This is a genomic window from Arthrobacter humicola (genome assembly GCF_022803015.1).
Lineage (GTDB): Bacteria > Actinomycetota > Actinomycetes > Actinomycetales > Micrococcaceae > Arthrobacter > Arthrobacter humicola_A.
The window spans coordinates 1-17,317 of the sequence record NZ_JAFKON010000022.1 but is presented as its reverse complement, the minus strand read 5'-3'; the positions used below and the strand labels follow the sequence as shown (position 1 = coordinate 17,317).

The 17,317-nt window shown below is 68.9% G+C and carries 15 protein-coding genes, 1 pseudogene and 1 riboswitch; of the genes and pseudogenes, 7 read left to right on the top strand and 9 right to left on the bottom strand.

Annotated elements, in window-relative coordinates; all coding sequences use genetic code 11:
- The 3 genes and pseudogenes from ARTB_RS21135 to hemE form a co-directional block, all read right to left on the bottom strand.
- Window positions 1-484, bottom strand: a pseudogene (locus tag ARTB_RS21135) (hypothetical protein); the annotation flags it as partial.
- A gap of 212 nt (window positions 485-696) precedes the next feature.
- On the bottom strand, window positions 697-2,214 hold the full coding sequence (gene hemG, locus ARTB_RS21130) for a protoporphyrinogen oxidase (RefSeq protein ID WP_243182249.1): 1,518 nt from the start codon (window positions 2,212-2,214) through the stop codon (window positions 697-699).
- Window positions 2,215-2,218: 4 nt separating this feature from the next.
- Window positions 2,219-3,391, bottom strand: coding sequence for a uroporphyrinogen decarboxylase (gene hemE, locus ARTB_RS21125; RefSeq protein WP_439954157.1), 1,173 nt, complete (start codon window positions 3,389-3,391; stop codon window positions 2,219-2,221).
- A gap of 170 nt (window positions 3,392-3,561) precedes the next feature.
- On the opposite strand from hemE, the gene ARTB_RS21120 reads away from it, so the two are divergent.
- Window positions 3,562-4,950 (top strand): glutamyl-tRNA reductase, encoded by a 1,389-nt coding sequence (locus ARTB_RS21120; RefSeq protein WP_243182248.1) that lies wholly within the window; start codon window positions 3,562-3,564, stop codon window positions 4,948-4,950.
- 38 nt (window positions 4,951-4,988) lie between these two features.
- Here the strand turns inward: ARTB_RS21120 and ARTB_RS21115 are convergent, their stop codons facing one another.
- Entirely contained in the window at window positions 4,989-6,059 is a 1,071-nt protein-coding gene (locus ARTB_RS21115; RefSeq protein WP_243182247.1) for an SDR family NAD(P)-dependent oxidoreductase, read from the bottom strand.
- 85 nt (window positions 6,060-6,144) lie between these two features.
- Window positions 6,145-7,368, bottom strand: a complete 1,224-nt coding sequence (gene moeB, locus ARTB_RS21110) for a molybdopterin-synthase adenylyltransferase MoeB (protein WP_243182246.1) — start codon at window positions 7,366-7,368, stop codon at window positions 6,145-6,147.
- 156 nt (window positions 7,369-7,524) lie between these two features.
- On the opposite strand from moeB, the gene ARTB_RS21105 reads away from it, so the two are divergent.
- From ARTB_RS21105 to ARTB_RS21090, 4 genes are all read left to right on the top strand, one after another.
- Entirely contained in the window at window positions 7,525-8,172 is a 648-nt protein-coding gene (locus ARTB_RS21105) for a TetR/AcrR family transcriptional regulator (protein WP_279294506.1), read from the top strand.
- A 61-nt stretch (window positions 8,173-8,233) separates the two neighbouring features.
- Window positions 8,234-8,458 (top strand): DUF3107 domain-containing protein, encoded by a 225-nt coding sequence (locus tag ARTB_RS21100; RefSeq protein ID WP_028278253.1) that lies wholly within the window; start codon window positions 8,234-8,236, stop codon window positions 8,456-8,458.
- Between the two features lie 57 nt (window positions 8,459-8,515).
- Window positions 8,516-8,818, top strand: coding sequence for a hypothetical protein (locus ARTB_RS21095; protein WP_243182244.1), 303 nt, complete (start codon window positions 8,516-8,518; stop codon window positions 8,816-8,818).
- Window positions 8,819-8,985: 167 nt separating this feature from the next.
- Entirely contained in the window at window positions 8,986-10,806 is a 1,821-nt protein-coding gene (locus ARTB_RS21090; RefSeq protein WP_243182243.1) for a DUF222 domain-containing protein, read from the top strand.
- 801 nt (window positions 10,807-11,607) lie between these two features.
- On the opposite strand, the gene ARTB_RS21085 is transcribed toward ARTB_RS21090, so the two are convergent.
- The 3 genes from ARTB_RS21085 to thiO all read right to left on the bottom strand — a co-directional run bounded on the left by ARTB_RS21085 (window position 11,608) and on the right by thiO (window position 13,981).
- On the bottom strand, window positions 11,608-12,393 hold the full coding sequence (locus tag ARTB_RS21085) for a thiazole synthase (RefSeq protein WP_243182250.1): 786 nt from the start codon (window positions 12,391-12,393) through the stop codon (window positions 11,608-11,610).
- A 44-nt stretch (window positions 12,394-12,437) separates the two neighbouring features.
- The gene (thiS, locus tag ARTB_RS21080; RefSeq protein ID WP_028278094.1) at window positions 12,438-12,674 is read right to left on the bottom strand and encodes a sulfur carrier protein ThiS; all 237 of its coding nucleotides are present in this window, start codon (window positions 12,672-12,674) and stop codon (window positions 12,438-12,440) included.
- Complete coding sequence (thiO, locus tag ARTB_RS21075) at window positions 12,671-13,981, bottom strand: glycine oxidase ThiO (RefSeq protein WP_243182242.1); 1,311 nt, start codon at window positions 13,979-13,981, stop codon at window positions 12,671-12,673. The genes thiS and thiO overlap by 4 nt, the downstream gene beginning before the upstream one ends.
- Window positions 13,975-14,095: riboswitch (TPP riboswitch) on the bottom strand. (Overlaps the previous gene by 7 nt.)
- Before the next feature lie 26 nt (window positions 14,096-14,121).
- On the opposite strand from thiO, the gene thiE reads away from it, so the two are divergent.
- Window positions 14,122-14,820 (top strand): thiamine phosphate synthase, encoded by a 699-nt coding sequence (gene thiE, locus ARTB_RS21070; protein ID WP_243182241.1) that lies wholly within the window; start codon window positions 14,122-14,124, stop codon window positions 14,818-14,820.
- 37 nt (window positions 14,821-14,857) lie between these two features.
- Here thiE and ARTB_RS21065 read toward each other — a convergent pair whose 3' ends face one another.
- Complete coding sequence (locus tag ARTB_RS21065; RefSeq protein ID WP_243182240.1) at window positions 14,858-15,532, bottom strand: ferritin-like fold-containing protein; 675 nt, start codon at window positions 15,530-15,532, stop codon at window positions 14,858-14,860.
- A 38-nt stretch (window positions 15,533-15,570) separates the two neighbouring features.
- Between ARTB_RS21065 and ARTB_RS21060 the strand changes: the two genes are divergently transcribed.
- Window positions 15,571-17,064 (top strand): RNB domain-containing ribonuclease, encoded by a 1,494-nt coding sequence (locus tag ARTB_RS21060; protein WP_243182239.1) that lies wholly within the window; start codon window positions 15,571-15,573, stop codon window positions 17,062-17,064.
- Window positions 17,065-17,317: the final 253 nt, after the last annotated feature.

Here is a 17,317-nt window from a genome sequence, read left to right as displayed (position 1 = left end):
GAGACAGTCCCGGAGCCGGGGCGGCGGGCGGCGCGGCGGGGTCCTGCGGCCCGGCGGGCGGCGCAACCTTCGCGGGCGGGGTGCTCGACGCCGGTGGGGTACTGGTGCGCGGTGACGTGGGTTCCGGGTCGCTGGGCTCGGGGTGGCTGGGTTCCGGGTCACTGGGCTCGGGGTCGCTGGGTTCCGGGCTGCTGCCGTGCGACGGCGACGGGGAGGACTCGCCCGAGCCGGCGGACGGCGAGGGGCTCGGCGTCGTCGAGGAGCCCAGCAGGCTGTCCAGCACGTCGCCGAGGCCGAGGGTCAGCGAACCCTGCGCGGACGGTGCGGTGGACGCCGCCGCGGACAACCCTGCGGCCGCCTGCGAGGCAGGAGCCCCGGCGGTGCCAGCCAGTACGGCCCCGAGCGCGACCGCCGCCGCGCCGCTTCGAAGGCCCCGATGGCGGCCGGTCTTCGTTGTTGACACCTTGGACCTGAAAATAAACATGGTCATCGAGCCTAGCCGGAATCGACCAGCAGGAAAAACTTGCAAAAACCGCGAATTTCCGGCACGAAACCGCCGGGTCCGGAGGGGCTCAGGGTGCCTTTGGAACCGCTGTGATTCCTGTGACTGAAGGTGTGCCTGGGACTCAGGAACGTCGTTCGGGACAGCCAAAATCAGGGTCACCAAATTCAGCGCAGCCGCGTTCAGGACAACGTTCAGGACAACAGGGTGCGGACCTGCTGCGGGGTGTCGGCCACGATCGCTGCCAGGCCATTGCCGGACAGCCAGCCGCCCACCACGGCAAGCGTGCCGTCCGCGGCACAGACGCTCCGGACGGCCGCGACGCGCTGCCTGTGGCCCAGGGACGCAAACGGCAGCGCGCCGGCCCAGCGGACCACGTCCCAATCGGCCACGTCCCCGGCGCCGACTGGCACCACCAGCAGGGCCGACGCATCAGCAAGGGCTGCGCGGAAAAGTTCATCGTCGGAGCGCGGCGCCGCGGCCAGTCCGCCGCCGCGGGACTCGGGCAATGCCCCGGGAGTAACAGCCCCTGGAGCCGTGCTCCGCCCATAGGAGAGCCGGAGCACATGCCTTCCCGGGCCTGCCTGCTCCGCCAGCCACGCCCATTTGGCGGTGGCGTGCGTCAGCGCCTTGGCCTGCACACCCGGGCTCTGCGGGGCAACAAGCACGCCGGTGCCGCGTGGCGCCGCGTCAAGGGCCGGGAGGTCCACCACGAGCGTGACAAGGCTGACGTCGGGTCCGGCATCGGGGCGGAGGCCGGCAAGTTCCGGCAGGGACTCCTCAAGCAGCCCGACGGCGGCGGGACCCTCGACCGCAACCGCGAGGAGCCCGGCGTCGAAAGTGGCCTGGTCCGTGGCCACGCGCCAGCCGTCGGCTGAGCGCCGCACTGACCGGGCCGCGGTGCCGGGCAGCAGGGTGACTCCGCGCTGACGCAGATCGGCCAGCAGGGCGGCGACGAGGGTGTGCATGCCACCGCGCAGCCCGGCGACGGCGGAACCGGCCTTCTGGAGCCCGCCGGCCTGGCCTGCTCCGGACGGTCCGGGGGGTCCGCCCGTGGCGACCGCCGCTCCCCTGCGCTGGGCCGCGACGGCGGCGGCGAGGGAACCATGCTGGCGGATGCCGGCCCGCAGACCGGGGGCCACCATGTCGACGTCGAGCACTGAGGGGTCGGCCGAGTGCACGCCGCCGACCACCGGTGCGACGAGCCGGTCCAGGACCCGCTTGCCCATCCGCCGGCGGACCAGGGCTGACACGCTCGTTGCCGCGTCAGCGGTGCCCAGCGAGGCCGGCAGCACGGCGTCGACGGAGGCGCGGAGGGATCCCAGCAGGCCCAGCGACCGGCGGACTTCCGGGTCCCACGGGCTCGCCGGGATGCCCAGCACACCGGTCTTAGGCAGTTCCCGGGGGCCGTCAGGCAACTGGACCCAGGCCCCGCCGGGGTTCGGCGCGACGATCTCGCCGGCCAGCCCCAGCTCCGCGGCGAGATCGGCTACGGCGGCGGTGCGGGTGGCGAAAGACTCCGCACCGCTGTCCAGGGTCAGTCCGGCCACGACATGGCTGCCGACACAGCCGCCCCAGGCCTCGCCGGCCTCCAGGACGGTGGTGCGGACCCCGGCCCGGGCGAATTCCCGTGCCGCAAGCAGTCCGGAAATCCCGCCCCCGATCACAACGGCGGTACCTTCCACGGGAGTCCCGGCGGCGCCTGCGTCCACGCCCCTACTCCGGAGCGATGGAGTGGATGAGTTCGACGACGCGCGTGAGCACCTCAGGGTCCGTCTCCGGCGGCACACCGTGGCCGAGGTTCAGGACGTGCCCGGGCGCCGCGGAGCCGGCCGCGATCACCTCTCGGACGTGGGCTTCGAGGACTTCCCACGGCGCCGAAAGCAGTGCCGGGTCGATGTTGCCCTGCAGCGGGACGGTGCCGCCGAGGCGGCGGTTGGCTTCGTCCAGCGGCAGCCGGTAGTCGACCCCCACGACGTCAACGCCGACGTCGCGCATCGCGACGAGCAGTTCCGAGGTGCCGGTGCCGAAGTGGATCAGGGGTGCGCCCAGGTGCCGGACATGGTCCAGGGCACGGGACGACGCCGGCGCAACGAAGCGCTGGTAGTCGGCAAGTCCCAGCGAACCGGCCCAGGAGTCGAAGAGCTGGCCGGCGGAAGCGCCGGCTTCCAGCTGTGCGCGGAGGAACATCCCCGAGGCATCGGCGGCCCAGTTGGCCAGGGCAGTCCAGGTTTCGGGGTCGGCGTGCATCATGGTGCGCGGGCCGAGGTGGTCGCGGGAAGGCTTGCCTTCCACCATGTACGCGGCGAGGGTAAAGGGCGCACCGGCGAAGCCGATCAGCGGGGTGCTGCCGAGCTCGGCCACCGTGAGCCGGACGGCTTCGCGGATGGGCTCCAAGGCCTCCCAGGTCAGCTGCGGCAGGGCGGCAACGTCCGCGGCCGTGCGGACCGGTTTGTCCAGCACGGGTCCGACGCCGGGCACGATGTCCACTCCGACGCCGGCCAGCTTGAGCGGGATGACAATGTCCGAGAAGAAGATGGCGGCATCGACGTCGTGGCGGCGGACCGGCTGCAGGGTGATCTCTGAGGCCAGCTCGGGGCGCAGGCACGAGTCCAGCATCGCGACGCCCTCACGGACCTTGAGGTATTCGGGCAGTGAGCGGCCGGCCTGGCGCATGAACCAGACGGGACGGCGGGAGGGCTTGCCGCCGCGGTAGGCGGTGATCAGCGGCGAATCCGCGGTGCGGCCGTCCATCAGCGGGTGGCCGGCGTCGAGGCCGCAGGCGGCGCCATCTGTGGCGGCGCCGTCAATGGCTGCATTGCCGGCTGCGCCGTTGTCGGACGTACTGAATGTGGTCGTGCCGGCACGTGCCGCAGCGCTTGGAGTCATGACTTCGATTGTGCCCAAATTTGTGCCCAAAAGATAACGACAGCCTGTCACGCCGGCTCTGACACCGGCCCCGAGTGCCGCGTCGTGGCGGGAATCACAGGCCAGGGTGCCTGAGCCCACGCCCGGACAGTTGTTCTACACGGGCGCGAAAAAGCTATGATGGTGATGCTGTGGTTCTTTTTTCATTGGTGGCTACACACGCCGACATCGACCTCGAAACCGTTGCTCAGTTGAGCACCGGTGCTTCAGGGATCGCCACATCCGCCCTCGCCGGATCGCCGGCTGTGGCGGGTGCCGTTGTCCTTGCCACCTGCAACCGCCTTGAAATCTACGGCGAAGCACCCCATCCGGACGCCGTCGCCGCCGCCCGGGCGGCCCTCATCACCCACATCAGCGGCGCCAGCGGACTCAACGACCAGCTCGTCTCCCGCGCCTTCAGCACCCGCACCGGCGCCGAGGTCAGCCAGCACCTCTTCTCGGTCAGCTCCGGTCTGGACTCCGCCGTGGTGGGCGAACGGGAAATTGCCGGGCAGGTGCGCCGCGCCTTGATCACGGCCCAGCACGAGGGCACCGCCAGCTCCGGCCTGGTCCGGCTGTTCCAGGCCGCGTCCAAGACCGCGAAGGACGTCGGCGCCCAGACGGCGTTGGGTTCGCGCGGGCTCTCCATCGTCTCCGTGGCCCTTGATCTCGCCACTGACCTGTCGGAAAACCCGGACTGGTCCGCCAAGAAAGCCGTTGTCTTCGGGACCGGCGCCTACGCCGGTGCCACCATGTCCCTGCTGCGGGAACGTGGCTGCACCGATGTCTTTGTCTATTCCTCCTCCGGCCGCGCCGCCGGCTTCGTCGCCACCCGGGGCGGCACGGCACTGAACGAGGACACGCTTCCGGGCGCAGTTGCCGCCGCCGACGTCATGATCGGCTGCAGCGGCTCCGACAGCCGGGTCGAAGCGGACGACCTCGTCCGGATCCGGGCGAACTCGGCCCAGCCGCTGATCGCGATCGATCTCGCTTTGACCCATGACTTCGACCCCGCGGTCGGCGACCTCGACGGCGTTGAACTGCTTACGCTGGAATCGGTCCGGCTGGCCGCACCGCAGGAACAGGCCGAGTCGCTCGAACAGGCCAGCAGCATCGTGGCCGGGGCGGCCAGCGCCTTTGAGCAGGAGCGCGAGGCCAGGAGCGTCGACTCGGCGATCGTCGCCTTGCGCCGCCACACGATGAACGTCCTGGATGCGGAAATGGAAAAGGTCCGGGCCCGGCACGGCTGCACGGCCGCCGCCGAAGAAGTCGAATTTGCCCTGCGCCGCATGGTGAAGCAGCTTCTCCACGTCCCCACCGTCAGGGCCCGCGAACTGGCCTCCAACGGACAGCAGGACGCCTACATTGCCGGTCTTGAGGCGCTGTACGGCATCACCGTGGAGCCCACCGCCGGCGCAACGGTTGCAGGTGCCGCCGGTTCCGGGGCCGCGTGCCCCGTGGACCACAACGCCGCTGTCCACAACCCCGGCGACCCCGGCGACGCCGGCCCCGCAACGGGCGACATCCGCGAAACCGCGTAGCTGGTCCGCGCCTCCCCGCGCCGCGGCTTATCCCTGGATTATCCGGGGAAAGCGTTGATCCCGGTCATATCGGCCGACACCTGCCACAGCCGTGTGGCCGCCTCCCGGTCCACCGCGTGGGCATCCACTCCCCTGATCCTGGCTTCGGGCGATCCCGGCACCGTGGCTTCGGCGATGTCGCAGTCCTCGCAGTAGACGCCGCCCATTCCTTCGAGCGCCGGCGCAGTTGCGGCCCAGACCGAGGTGGCGGCGCCCTGCGCGGGTGTCTTGAAGCGCGGGTCGAGTTTGCCGTGCTCATCCATCCAGCCCGCGGCGATCATCTCCTCCCGCGGCAGGTGCCGTTGCAGCTCCGTCATGATCCCGCCGGGATGTACTGCGAAGGCGCGCACGCCAAAGTTCCGGCCCAGGGCATCGAGCTGGACGGCGAAGAGCGCGTTTGCCGTCTTGGCCTGGCCGTAGGCACGCCATTTGTCGTAGCCGGCGTCGAAATTGATGTCATCGAAGCGAATGGCCGAGAGCTTGTGGCCGGTCGAGGACAGCGAGACCACGCGGGCCCCCTGCGCCGCGGCAAGAGCCGGCCACAGCAGGTTGGTCAAGGCAAAATGGCCCAGGTGGTTCGTGGCGAACTGTGATTCCCAGCCGGGTCCCACCCTTTGCTCCGGACTTGCCATGATGGCGGCGTTGTTGATGAGGATGTCCAGGCTGCGGCCTGAGCCCGGCGCCGCGCCAAGTGCCGCGTCAGGCGCGGCGCCAGGTGCCGTTTCGGTCGCCAGGCCGGCCAGGAAGCCGGCGGCGAACGCCTTCACACTGGCCAGGTCCGCAAGGTCCAGCTCGGCGACGCTGACGCCGCCGCCAGCCGTTGCCGGCGTCAGCCCCGCCGCGGCCAGGACGTCGCGGGCATGCTCGGGCCGCCGGGCCGGCACCACGACGGTGGCGCCGGCGGAGGCCAGCGCCCGCACGGTCTCCAAGCCCAGCCCCGAGTAGCCGCCGGTGACAATGGCGGTCTTCCCGGTCAGGTCGATGCCGGCAATGACGTCGGCCGCCGTCGAATCCCGGCCGAACCCCGAGCCAATCTTGCGCTGGGACGTCACTGTATTTTCCTCGCTCATGACCAAGCCTTTCGTTTTAGGGCGCCGCTCAGCGGAGCGTGTTGTGCGGTATCGCGGCCTTGCTGGCCATATGGCCCGCCAAGGCTCAGTACACCGGTTTCCCGGGCTCCACGTCCCTTACCCAGGCGAGAATGCCGCCTTCGAGGTGGCTGACGCGCCCGTACCCTGCGGCGCGGGCTGCGGACAGGACGGCGGCGGATCGTGTTCCGGCCTTGCAGTGGAAGACAATTTCGGCATCCTGGGGCAGTTCCTGCCACGCCTCGCCGGCAAGGATGCGGCCTTGCGGGATCAGCTCCGACCCCTCAATGCGGACGATTTCGTATTCTCCCTGCTCCCGCACGTCCACGAGGTGGAAGTCCTTGAGGCCGGCCTTGCGGGAGGCCAGCATGGTGGCGAGCTGGGTCGCCGTCACAGTGTGCTCGGTACCGGGATCCGCCGTTGGAGTGATCCCGCAGAAGGCCTCGTAGTCGGTGAGTTCGGTGATTCGTGCAGCCGCCGGGTCCTTGGTCACCTTGATCTCGCGCCAGGTGCCGCCCAGCGCGTCATAGAGCGCCAGCCGGCCCAGCAGGGACCGGCCGACGCCGGTGATCAGTTTGACCGCCTCGGTCACCATCAGCGCTCCGACGGCGGCGCACAGCATGCCGAACACGCCGCCTTCGCCGCAGGACGGCACGGATCCGGGCGGCGGCGCCTCCGGGTAGAGGTCCCGGTAGGTGGGCCCGAACTGTTCCCAAAAGACGCTGACCTGGCCGTCGAAACGGAAAATCGATCCCCAAATGTAGGGCTTGCCGAGGATGGCGGCGGCGTCGTTGACGAGGTAGCGCGTGGCAAAGTTGTCGGCGCCGTCGAGGATCAGGTCGTAGCCGGCAAAGAGTTCCAATGCGTTGGACGCGTCGAGCCGGACGTTGTGAAGCCGGACATCCACGAGCGGGTTCAGGGCCGTAATAGCGTCGCGGGCGGACTCGATTTTCGACCGGCCCACATCCGCGACACCATGGATGATCTGGCGTTGGAGGTTGCTGAGGTCGACGTCGTCGTCATCGACGATGCCAAGGGTGCCGACCCCCGCGGCGGCGAGGTAGAGCAGCGCCGGGGAGCCGAGGCCACCGGCACCGATCACCAGGACTTTCGCGTTCTTGAGGCGTCGCTGGCCGATCGCGCCGATCTCCGGAATGATCAGGTGCCGCGAGTAGCGTTCCACCTCGTCCGGACTGAGGTTCGCAGCCGGGTCGACCAGCGGTCCGGGCTGCGGATCCAGCTTCGTCTGGGGGGTTGCGGGGGCACCGGCGGCGGTGAACTTGGAAGCCATACTTCAATCTATGCCCGAAGATACCACCAGGTCATATTACCCGCGCGTAAGGTGTAATTGAGTGCAAGGTAGTTCAGTACAAAATGCAGACGATTGCCATTGCGCGCAATGGGGTGAATAAGGGAAAGAAGGCCGACAGTGGTTCATCAGGCACCGTTGGAGCGGGACGAGTCGGGCAAGCCGACGGCAGTGCAGCCCCGGAGCGGACAACGCTCGGCCCGCCTCCCCCGCGACGAACGCCGGGCGCAGCTCCTGGCGGCCGCGCAGGAAGTTTTCGTGGCGAACGGCTACCACGGTGCCGCCATGGACGAGATCGCCGAGACCGCCCACGTCAGCAAGCCGGTGCTGTACCAGCACTTCCCCTCCAAGCGGGACCTCTACCTGGCTCTGCTGGACAGCCACCTCAGCAAGCTGACCGACCTCCTGCTTGGCGCCCTGAACTCCACCACCGACAATGACGAGCGCGTCCAGGCCGTCATGCGCGCTTACTTCCGCTTCATCGCGCACGACGACCAGGCCCACAGGCTCGTCTTCGAGTCGGACCTGATTAACGACCCCGACGTCAGCGCGCGGCTGGAAACGTTCAACAAGACCTTTGCCGACGCCGTCGCGCACGTCATCGCCGAGGACACCAAACTGCCTGAACTGGAGGCCCAGCTGCTGGGCCGCGGACTCGCCGGAATGGCCCACGTGAGCGCACGGTATTGGCTGGAAACGGACGGGAACCTGGATCTCGATGTAGCCAGCGACCTCATCTACCGTTTAGCTTGGCGCGGAATCTCCCGCTTCCCCAAAGAGACCTAGACTACAACTAGAGATTGACCTTAGACATTTTTTGGACGTTGATTGGCTGGGAGGCCTTGCTGTGGAAGTAAAGATTGGTATTCAAAACATTGGCCGCGAAATTGTCCTCGAATCGGCGCAGGATGCCGAAGCCGTCGCCAAGGTAGTGGGCGACGCGATCGCCAAGGGCAGCGAACTGCGGCTGACGGACGACAAAGGCCGCCTGGTGATCGTCCCCGCCAATGTTCTGGGCTACGTGGAAATCGGCGCAGAAGAGGCCCGCCGCGTCGGCTTCGGTGCCCTCTAGCCCGTTCTTCCCACCACCGTTCCTTCATCGCAGTTTCTCCATCGTGAGGTGTCCTGAATGCTTTCCCTGATTGTGGTCGCCATGGTGACCGTGACTGCGGGTTTCTTGGTGTGGGCCAACGACAAACGGCACCAGAAGTACGGCGTCGCCGTCCCCGCGGGAGTCGCTGCATCCGTCGGTATGCTCAGCTGGATCATCTTCATAGCGGCCGGATTCGGCTACCAGCCGGGCCTGACCTGGATCCCGTGGATTCTGCCAATGGTCCTGGGCACTGCGGCCTCGATCGCGGCCGTGGTGTATCTCGGCAAGGCCCGGACGAGGCAGGACACCGAGCGGCTCACCAGCATCCTGAAGCTCTAGCTCTTTAGCCCCGCGCAGCTGTTTTCCGCGCGCAACCGTGACCACGCACCCAACGGGGTGCGTGGTCACAGTTCGTTTGGGGTTCGGCCGGGTGCACCGTACCGGAGTCACTCCGAGGCGGAACCGTGCCCATCACTTTTGTCGGAGCCCTCAAATAGACTCGAGCCATGGAAGCCGTCAGGGATTTCATCAGGGATCTCACCGCCTGCGAGGACGAGGCGCAGGGCACGGACCGGGGCGCAGCCCCGGTCGGGCAATCCGGTCTGGACGCCGCCCTGACCGCGCTGCGGGCGGTGGGTTCGACGGCGGTGGAGGATGCGGGGTCGTGGGGATTCCGGGCCGCGTCGGACTTCGCCGGACAGGTGGAGGAAGTCTCCCGCGCGGTGGAGTATCTGCAGCTCGTCGCGGCGGCCGCCGTGGACCGGACCCGGAAGCAGTCCGCCGCCGCGGCCACGGGGGCTGTAGCGGGGGCGGTCACCGCGTGGACCACCGGCTGGCGTGAGAGCCCCGCCGGGTGGCAGACCGGCGCACCCGGCACGTCTGCTGGGGCGGCACCCGCCGGCGCCTCCTTGGCCTCGGCTCCCGCGGGCACGTCCGCTGCGGCGGTTCCAGGCGGCACCTCCTTGTCCTCTGCTCCCTCCGGCACGTCCGTTGCGGCGGTTCCCTCCGGTACCTCCGTTGCGGCGGAACCGAGGGTGCCGGAATCGGTGCTGGATGACGGGTACCGGAACACGGTGGAGTTCCTGCGGGCGCGGCTGCGGATCGGCGCCGCGGAGGCCAGGCGCCGGCTCGGCCTGGCCGACACGCTGCTGCGCCGGCAGGGACTCGCCGGCCGGCCCACCCCGCCCGTACACCCCGAGCTCGGAGCCGCCGTCGCGGCCGGCGAGGTCGCGTCCCGGGCCGCGACCGTCATCACGCTCGCCCTGGACCGGGCCCGGCACACCTGCCTCCCCGAGGCCGCGGCGGCGATGGAACACGCCCTGACCCGCACCGCGGCCGAGAACGACGCCGACTTCCTGGCCCGGGTCACCCGCAGCTGGGCCGAGGCGCTGGACCAGGACGGCGCCGAACCTTCCGAGGAACTGCTCCGCCAGCTCCAGGGCGCCTTCCTCCGCAAACCCCGGCACGGCCTGCAGCACCTGGAAATCTTCGCCACCACGGACCAGTTCGAACACCTGATCACCGTGATGAACACCGCCACCAACCCCCGCACCGGCCCAGACACCGGCCAGGGCACCGCCACCGGACACACGGCGCAGGCCGGACCGGGTGACGGGTCCGAAGCGGCCGACGAGCCCGGCCCGTCTAATGAGCCCGCTACGGCCGAAGAGGACGCCGCGCTGCCGTCCCTGGACCTCCGCTCACGGCCCCAACGTCTGCTCGACGGCCTGGTCGGCGCGTGCAAAGCAGCCCTCGCCGCCGGAGGGCTGCCCGCGGCCGGCGGGCTCCGGCCGCAGATCATGGCCACCATCGATTACCGGGACCTGCTCACCCGGCTCGGGACGACTCCCGCCGAAGCAGGCGCCGCTGCCAACACCGCACAGCACGGCACCGGAACCAGACACGGCACCGGGACGCTGCTGTTCACCGGCCCCGTCACCGCCGGCACCATCCGCAAAATCGCCTGCGACGCCGACATCATCCCCGTCGTCCTCGGCGGCGAGGGCCAGATCCTGGACATCGGCCGCGCCTCCCGCGTCTTCCCGCCCCACATCCGCAAGGCCATCACGGCCCGGGACCGGGGCTGCGCCTTCCCGCAATGCACGATCCCGGCACCCTGGTGCGAGGCCCACCACATCACCTACTGGTCCCGCGGCGGAACCACCGGAACCGGCAACGGAACCCTGCTCTGCTCCCATCACCACCACGTGATCCATAAGGAACACTGGAGCATCCAGATGCGCACCGGGATCCCCTGGTTCATCCCGCCACCCCACCTCGACCCAGCCCGGACACCCCGACGGAACACCTACTTCCGCCTGGAGTGACCCCGTCGCCGCCTATGGCTAGTTCCGCCGACGCGTCACCTCCCCCCACCGCGCGCAATATCGCCTGCGACTCCGACATGTTCCCCGTCGTCCTCGGCGGCGAGGGCAGGTCTGCGGAGCCCACCCAATCACGTAGTAGTTCCGCGCCGGAACCACCGGAACCCGGCAACGGGACAGGTCGTTAATAAGAGCTCTGGGAGCAGCGGCTATTTCTCAGAGAATCTTGGGCCGAAGACTCACGATTGCAACGCAGGTAGGGCTGCGATAGGTTGTGCCTTGAACGACACAATCATGTGGAACCTGGGACGCCACTGTTAGGTGGCGCTCAAGTGTGGATATGAGCCACGCGCGTACTCTTTCAAGAAGGGTTTCGCCCGATGGCAAGCTGCACCAAGATCACCTACTCAACCCCCTGGCACGCGAACCGCGCGCTCCAAGAAATCATCCGGCAGGGCTCGTCATCTGGGGGCAAGTTGCCCGCGAGCGTATACCCATGCGAAGGCTGCAAGGGATGGCACCTGACCTCCAAAAGGGCAGCTGGAAAGGCAAAGAAGTGGCAACGCCATTCTTCGTGAAAGTGTCACCAGCGCGCTAAAGGGACCCTGCCGTACTCGCACAACCACGTGATCCATGAGGACAGTGGCCCATCCGGATGCGGACCGACGGTATACCCGGTTCATCCCGGCCGCACGTCGACCCGGGCCGGGCCTTCGGATGATCGCGCCGGCGCGTCATCAAGAGCAATGGTGATCAGGAGGTCCGGCCGGTGCAACCAGATCAGCCCCGCCGGCCGAGCGGGCGTTAGAGGAACTCGGCCCGGCCTTCCATTGCCGAGGACGCCAGTGCGTGTTCCCGCCGCGGGATCCTGCCGGCCGCTTTCGCTAGCCTGCCGGCGATGACGGCATGTTTGAAGGCCTCGCCCATGAGCACCGGATTCTGCGCACGGGTCACCGCCGTAGCCAACAGCACAGCGTCGCAGCCGAGTTCCATCGCCAGGGCAGCGTCCGAGGCCGTGCCGATCCCGGCATCCAGCACCACGGGCACGGACGCGCGCGAGACGATCAGCTCGATGTTGTGCGGGTTCAGGATGCCCAGTCCGGTGCCGATCGGGGCGCCCAGCGGCATCACGGCCGTCGCGCCGAGGTTTTCGAGCCGGAGGGCAAGCACGGGGTCGTCGTTCGTGTAGGCGAAGACCTTGAAGCCTCGGGCCACGAGCTGTTCGGTTGCGTCCACGAGTTCGACGGCGTCCGGCAGCAGTGTGTGCTCGTCGGCAATGACTTCGAGCTTGACCCAGTCCGTTTCCAGGGCCTCCCGCGCCAGTTCGGCGGTGAGGACGGCGTCCTTGGCGGTGAAGCAGCCTGCCGTGTTCGGCAGCACCCGGATCTGATGGTCCTCGAGCAGCTGGAACAGCGAGCCCGTCTCCGCCGGCGAGTAGCGGCGCATCGCCACCGTGGTCAGCTCCGTCCCGGACGCCACCAGCGCCGCCCCGAGCCCGTCCAGGCTCGGGGCACCGCCGGTTCCCATGATGAGGCGGGAGCCGAGCTTTACGCCGTCGACCACGAACGGATCGGCCACCGCACCGGTCATGGGGACAACATGTGTTCCTGCGAATGTCGTCTCGTTCATGCTGGTCATCCTCCCTGGACTGCCGTGACGAGTTCGACGTCGTCGCCGTCGGCGAGCGCCGTGGCGTGCCACTGGCTGCGCGGCACCACTTCGGCGTTGCGGGCGACGGCGACACCGAGCTTCCGCCCGTCGGCGGCGCGGCCGTCGGGGCCGATGCTCCGGCCCGTAAGCTGGGTGACGAGTGTGGAGACGGAGGCGCCGTCGGCGACGCTCTGCTCCGTTCCGTTAAGTCGGATGTTCATGCTGCTTCCTTCTTGGGGCTGTCCCCGGACGTAACCGGGATGCGGGAAAAACGGTCCGGGCGGAACCCGCCCCAGCGCGGGTCCGGCGTGAAGTCCATGAGTTGCCGGCACACGGCGGCGGCGGCGGGGGTCAGCAGGACGCCGTGCCGGAAGAATCCTGTGGCGATGATGAGTCCCGGGACGTCCCCGCCGTCCGCTCGTGCGACCCGCCCCAGCAGCGGGGCATTGTCCGGAGTGCCGGGCCGCGCCCGCGCCGTGGCTTCTAAAAGCTCCAGCTCGGCGACCGCAGGCACCAGCTGCTGGGCATCCCGCAGCAGCTGGTAAATACCGCCGGCGGAAACCGCGTGCGGATCCGACGGTCCATCCTCCCGCTGGGTGGCCCCGATCACCACTGTGCCGTCCTGGCGGGGGACGATGTACACCGGGATGCCGCGCACCATGCCCCGCACGGTGGCCGTGAGCAGCGGCTGCAGATGCGGAGGCACGCGAAGCCGGAGGATGTCGCCGTAGACGGGCCGCAGCGGCAGCGCCAGCCCGGCCGGAAGCTCCTCGAGCGCGGCGGCGCCGAGCCCGTTGGCCACCACGGTCTCCGCAGCCCGCACGGAACCGCCGCCGGCCAACCGCACACCCGCCACCTGTCCGTCCTGCCACAGCAGGCCCGCCGCGCGCCGCCGGACGAAGCTGCCGCCTTCCGCACCGAGTACGCCGGCGAGCCGGGTGATCAGCAGGCGGGGGTCCACCTGGTGGTCGGCCGGGATGTCGAAGGCACACGAGATGCCGGGACTCAGCAGGGGCTCCCGGGTGCGCGCCTCGCGCACTGTCAGTGGCTCCACGGCCAGGCCGCATGCCTGCTGGACTTCCCTCAAGTCCGCGAGCGCGCGCCGGTCCGCCGCGTCGGCCCCCACCGCCAGGGTCGGCGTCGTTAAGTAGCCGGTACCCGCCGGGGAATCCGCGCCGGCGGCACCGGCGTCGAGAGCCGCAGCGAATCCTGGCCACAACCGGGAGGCCTCAAGCATCAGTTCCAGGAGCTGCTCCTCCTGGTAGTGCAGTTCACTCACGGGGGCCAGCATGCCGGCGGCGGCCCAGCTGGCTCCGCTGCCGGGAGCATCATCGATCAGGACCACGGATCGGCCCGAGCGCATGGCCTCGAACGCGATGCCATGGCCGATCACCCCGCCACCGATCACGGCCACGTCGGCACTCGTATCCCCCGCGATGATTCCCTCTGCGGTACCGGGCCCTGTGTCACAAACCTGGGCGGCGGCGTCATTTGCGGCTCCGGCTGCACGGCCTGCTCGTGTGCCCATGAAAAATTCCTTCCCTACGCCGGTACTAGCCGGATCAGGTCAAGCGGTCGGCTCTGACGCCCTCTCAGCCGGGCAGCGGCGATATGGCTGCTGCGGGCTCCCGCGGTATGCGCCCAGTTTAGAGGAACTAGGCTGGTCCCATGAGCCAGGACCCTCTCCACACCACCGCCCGCCTCTATCTCTGCACCGACGCCCGCAGGGACCGCGGCGACTTCGCGGACTTCGTGGACGCCGCCTTCGCCGGCGGCGTGGACATCATCCAGTTGCGCGACAAGTCGCTCGAGGCCTCCGAGGAGCTGGAACTGCTGGAGGTCCTGCACACCGCGGCGCAGCGCCACGGGCGGCTGTGGGCCGTCAATGACCGGGCGGACATCGCCTCCCTGTCCGGAGCTCCGGTGTTCCATGTCGGCCAGAAGGACATTTCGCTCGACGCCGCCCGCGGCTTTCTCGGCAAGGATGCCGTGATCGGCCTGTCCACCCACAGCCCGAAGCAGGTGGACGCCGCCATCGCTGCCGCGCCCGGCCGCAGAGGGCTCGATTATTTCTGTGTGGGCCCCGTGTGGGCGACGCCCACCAAGCCCGGACGCGCCGCCGTCGGCCTCGATCTGGTGCGCTACGCCGCCCAGGCGATCGGCGGGGCGGACGCGGAGGGAACCGGCAGGGTCAACGAAAGCGTGCTGCCGTGGTTTGCGATCGGCGGGATCGACCTCAGTAACGTGGAGCAGGTAGTCGACGCCGGTGCCCGGCGGATCGTTGTGGTCCGGGCGATTACCGATGCCGCTGATCCGGCCCACGCCGCCGGAGCCTTGCTGGCGGCGTTGGATGCCGCCGCATCCTAAGCAGGTCCCCGGCCCGTAATGCCGGCCGGCACTGAAACTATCCGGCGAGACCCAGCTCCGTCATCCGGCGCGCGTGATTCGCTGCGAGTTCGGCCGCCAGGCCGTTGACCAGCGCCCGGGCGCCGGCGTCGTCCAGCCCCGACAGTCCGCCGAGGAACGCGTGCTCAGCGCTGACACGCTGGGCGTGGTTCAGTACCTCCCCCAGCAGGCGCCTGGCCCACAACGCCAGGCGCGACGCCAGCCGGGGGTCATCGGCCAGGGCCGCCTTGAGGCGCGCCTGCAGCACGGCCGTGGACTCACCGGTGGAGCGGACCTGTCCGATTAACTCACGGGTCGCGGCGTCGACGTACCGGCCTACGACGCCGTAAAAGTCCGCGGCGACCGTGTCGATCACGTAGGCCTTCATGAGGGCCTCGTACCAGTCCGACGGGCGCGTGCGTTCGTGGAAGTGGTCCACCGAGGGCTGGAACGGCAGCATGGCGGCCTCCGTATCCAGGCCCATGTGCTCGAGCCGGGTCCGGACGAGTTCGTAATGCTGGAACTCGACCACGGCCATCCTGCCCAGCACCGCACGGTCATGCAGCGTGGGCGAGTACCGGGCACTCGAGGACAGCCGCTCGAAGGCGGAAAGCTCGCCGTACGCCAAGACTCCCAGCAGTTCGGCAAGGAAGCTGTTGTAGAGGGCAGGATCGTCCGCAGTTGCGCTCATCATCCAAGACTAATAGCGGAAATCGGGCTACCCTGATTTTCGTGTCCCATCATCGCCTGACCCCCAGTGTCCACGAGCAGCAGAACCAGCTTGCCGGGGCCCTCAAGGCGTTGCGCACCACGCTGGAACTGCCCGGCCCGTTCCCCGAAGTTGTGCTCCGCGACGCGGAGGCAGCAGTGGCCGAGCACAAGCTCCCGGACCTTGACCTCACGCATGTCGAGTTCGTGACCATCGATCCGGCGTCGTCCACCGACCTGGACCAGGCCCTCTTTATCGAACGGAGCGACGGCGGCTACAAGGTCTTCTACGCCATCGCCGACGTCCCCTCCTTTGTCGCCCCGGGCGGGGCGCTCGACGCCGAAACCCGGCGCCGCGGCCAGACCTTTTACACCCCGGACGGCCGGATTCCGCTGCATCCGGAGATCATCAGCGAGGCCGCCGGCAGCCTGCTCGCCGGGCAGCTGTGCGCGGCGTTCGTCTGGGAGTTCGAACTCGACGCCGCGGCAGAGGTCGCCTCGGTCCTCGTGCGCCGGGCACAGGTCCGCAGCCGCGCGAAGCTCAACTACAAAGGCGTCCAGGCCGAGCTCGACGCCGGCACCGCGGCGCCCGTGCTGCAGCTGCTGAAAGAAGTAGGGCTCAAACGGGTGGAACTGGAACGCCTGCGCGGCGGCGCGAGCCTGAACATGCCGGAACAAGAGATCCAGCAACTGCCCGACGGCGGCTACCGGATCGTGGCGGCCCCGCCGCTGCCGGTGGAGGACTGGAACGCCCAGATTTCACTCATGACCGGGATGGCCGCCGCGGCGCTCATGCTCCAGGGCAAAGTCGGCATCCTGCGCACCATGCCCGCCCCGGACGAGGCGTCACTGCGCCACTTCCACCGGCAGACCCACGCCCTCGGCAAGCCCTGGGACGGGGAAATGCGCTACGGCGAGTACCTGCGGACCCTTGACCCGACGGACCCCCGGCAGCTGGCCATTGTGCATTCAGCAGGGATGCTCTTCCGCGGTGCCGGATACACACCCTTCGACGGCACAGTGCCCAACGCCGCCGTCCAGTCCGCCATCGGCGCCGCCTACGCCCATTCCACGGCACCGTTGCGGCGGCTGGTCGACCGCTTCGTGCTGGTGATCTGCGAGGCCCTGAGCAACGGCACCGAGGTTCCTGCCTGGGCCAGGGAGGCGCTGCCGTCCCTCCCTGCCATCATGGGCACCTCGGACCAATTGGCCGCGAAACTGGAGCGGTTGTCGCTGGACACCGTTGAAGCGGCGCTGCTCGTCAACCACGTCGGCCAGGAATTCGACGCTGTCGTCATCTCCGGTCCCAAGCCGGCCAAGGGCACCAACGGCACCAGCAACGGCAACGGCGGGAAGACCAACGGCAACGGAAACGGCCCGTCCGGGATCGTCCAGATCGCCGAGCCCGCCGTGACCGCACGATGCCCCGGCGAACTGGAACCGGGCACCAAAGTCCGGGTCCGGGTGGTGTCCTCGGACATCGCCACACGGGAAATCCAGCTGGAGCTCGTGGGCTGACGGCCCGCTGGCGGTCCGCAGGCCGTCCCGACGCCGTCCCCACGCCGTCGCCAGCCAGCGCTCCCGGTGCCCTCCCGGTCACTTCCCGAGGCGCAATCACCCGCCCAGTCGAGGATCCGCGGCTTGTACAGCTGATATGAGTTGAGTCTGTCCTTCACAAACACCTCCGGAGATGTCAGGACGGGATGTATCAGATTCCTTTGAGGACCTGAGGTTGATCCGCGGGATCCTCCCGACACCTTCGGAGGTGTTT

What these genes read in the sequence shown, in the direction of transcription:
- hemE (WP_439954157.1), bottom strand. Translation starts at nt 3,391, where the DNA reads ATGACTCCAAGCGCTGCGGCACGTGCCGGCACGACCACATTCAGTACG.
- ARTB_RS21115 (WP_243182247.1), bottom strand. Translation starts at nt 6,059, where the DNA reads ATGAGCGAGGAAAATACAGTGACGTCCCAGCGCAAGATTGGCTCGGGG.
- moeB (WP_243182246.1), bottom strand. Translation starts at nt 7,368, where the DNA reads ATGGCTTCCAAGTTCACCGCCGCCGGTGCCCCCGCAACCCCCCAGACG.
- ARTB_RS21095 (WP_243182244.1), top strand. Translation starts at nt 8,516, where the DNA reads ATGCTTTCCCTGATTGTGGTCGCCATGGTGACCGTGACTGCGGGTTTC.
- ARTB_RS21090 (WP_243182243.1), top strand. Translation starts at nt 8,986, where the DNA reads ATGGAAGCCGTCAGGGATTTCATCAGGGATCTCACCGCCTGCGAGGAC.
- ARTB_RS21085 (WP_243182250.1), bottom strand. Translation starts at nt 12,393, where the DNA reads ATGACCGGTGCGGTGGCCGATCCGTTCGTGGTCGACGGCGTAAAGCTC.
- thiS (WP_028278094.1), bottom strand. Translation starts at nt 12,674, where the DNA reads ATGAACATCCGACTTAACGGAACGGAGCAGAGCGTCGCCGACGGCGCC.
- thiO (WP_243182242.1), bottom strand. Translation starts at nt 13,981, where the DNA reads ATGGGCACACGAGCAGGCCGTGCAGCCGGAGCCGCAAATGACGCCGCC.
- thiE (WP_243182241.1), top strand. Translation starts at nt 14,122, where the DNA reads ATGAGCCAGGACCCTCTCCACACCACCGCCCGCCTCTATCTCTGCACC.
- ARTB_RS21065 (WP_243182240.1), bottom strand. Translation starts at nt 15,532, where the DNA reads ATGATGAGCGCAACTGCGGACGATCCTGCCCTCTACAACAGCTTCCTT.